Genomic DNA, 2002 nt, shown 5'->3' with positions numbered 1-2002 from the left:
CTGTGGATAGGCCAACCTCCGCAGGCTGGTAACCCACGTCTACTCGAACGGGGGCCCCAGCCTCAAGAGGTAAGCGCCGTACTCATATCGTCTAGAAGCACCTGAACCCCTTGACCATGTCGAGTCAAGGGGTTCAGCGGGTACATATTTGGGTCCAAGACCGGCACACCACCGCTCATGCGACGTCACAAAATACCCTTTTGATCAGGCATTTTGCTTTTGTCGGGCTGACAGGATTTGAACCTGCGACCCCCTGTAGCCCGGTCAGATTTTGAGCATCCTGCAACTACAGCAATAATTCCCGTCTTTACGAGCAAGTAGCGCGCATCCGGCTGATTCGAGTTCCGGCTATTCCCGGTCGATTCGGGTCGTATCCGTACTGCATATGTCCACCTGCTCGGTACTGGCCGCATGCTCCTCGCGAGTATCGCAGCTCTGCTGGGCATATGCGTTCTCGGGAGAACGCCCGGATATGACTGGGCAAGTCTGGGCGGACCGGAGCCGGGGTGGCCTGGGATCATCGGTTTCAGTGCTCTCAGCCTGTTCGCTATTGGCGGCGCAGTATTGATCTTCTCGCGATCATCTTCGTTCGTGAGGAGCTGCCGGCACGGCGCGCTCCGCGGGAGCATCTGTAGCGGTCCGAAGTTTGACTCGGTGAACAGTAGAGAAAAAGACGATGGCAGGCCGCCCATCTTGGTGGACCCTACCGGGCTCGAACCCATGACACCCACGGTGTAAACGTGGCGCTCTCGCCTTCAGACGACCGTCACGGTCGCGATAGTCCCGAGTTTTAGGGCGTTCCGGTCTCTCGGTTTCCGGATATTGACGGTCAATCACGGCGCATTCTGGACCTCCACCGGCAGTACACCGGCACCGACTGCAGTGCATGGGAGGCTGTACCAATGGAACCCACCCGACAAACACCGCCCGGGGAGTACCGCGTCGCCAGCCCGAATTGTTCGATCATCGTCTCGATCAGCGACGGAACCGCGACCGTCAGCGCCGTGGAGGGGGTCGATTCGCAGTGGTTTTGCGTCTCTGTCCTCCTCAAAGAGCCGATCGCGGTCGGTCGCGCCGGCGTAATGACGCGGTGCCGCAATGATGCTGGTGGCCTCGACGTGATTCAACTTGGACGGATCGAGAGCGTCGACCCGGTCTAGCGCCGTGCGGCCAAGTCACGGATCCACTGCGGTGTCGTCCGGCCGACTTGTTTGTCCGAGTTCACGCGGACACGGGCGGCGACGCGGCGCACCCGCTCCGACGGCGGGAGCGGCGCCCGCCATTTGCTGAGGAACGTCATGCATTCAGTATGTCCCGCGGGGTGGTCAATGAGAAGGGTCCTAGCTGGTCGAACTAGCCTGCAGAAGAATCCGCCTGCGAAGGTGTCAGCTCTCCATCATGTGGGAGATGTCGTGCACCTCAGATCCCTCGAATCGCTACCGTCGCCTGTTGCAACGCCTCGGTCAACGACCGCTGGTGGGCTGAGATGTGGTGCTCGGGCTGCTGCGTCAACCAAACTCGATGATGGTGACGGCGTTGCTCGAAACGCGATCCGCGGCGGTTACCGGCTTTCAAGTCACTACTGGGTGCGTGTTGTGCGCCTACGAAGACTGTTTGTCCGGGAAGCGAGGGCCTGTCTCGAGGGCGTCTCGGGGCCCGTTTTGGTCCAAGATCCGCCGATGTCAGGATGTACTCATGAATACCCTGCAAGCGATACAGGAAGCCGGACGAGTCTGGCGAGAGAACATCACCGATATTCCAGCGATCCGCAGGAAGCTCCGCGCGGAGGCCGAGGCCAAGATCGAAGCTGACGTGGCGGAACTAGTCGAGACGAGACGTGTCGCCGCGGCCAAGGCGATCCACTACGCAATAGACCACGGGGCCACTAAGACCGCCCTTCGAAAGGTTGCGCTCGTCAAGTTTTTGAGACAGTTTGATTGGTTTTCTTATGCGGCCACGGGTTCGCGGTCGCGGGTGTGATGTGCTGCTCGCGCAGCGGCGG

General features: G+C 60.3%; 2 protein-coding genes. Both read left to right on the top strand.

Translation table 11 applies throughout. The features are described 5' to 3' along the window. Positions 1–902: 902 nt before the first annotated feature. Positions 903–1160, top strand: coding sequence for a hypothetical protein (locus ABIB15_RS15245; protein WP_354480497.1), 258 nt, complete (start codon positions 903–905; stop codon positions 1158–1160). 535 nt (positions 1161–1695) lie between these two features. Beyond that, positions 1696–1980 carry a hypothetical protein gene (locus ABIB15_RS15240; RefSeq protein WP_354480495.1) on the top strand — a complete coding sequence of 95 codons (285 nt, stop codon included), beginning with the start codon at positions 1696–1698 and terminating at the stop codon, positions 1978–1980. Positions 1981–2002: the final 22 nt, after the last annotated feature.

This window comes from Marisediminicola sp. UYEF4 (assembly GCF_040546025.1).
Lineage (GTDB): Bacteria > Actinomycetota > Actinomycetes > Actinomycetales > Microbacteriaceae > Marisediminicola.
The sequence above is the reverse complement of the archived record's forward strand: the minus strand, read 5'-3'. Positions and strand labels throughout refer to the sequence as shown.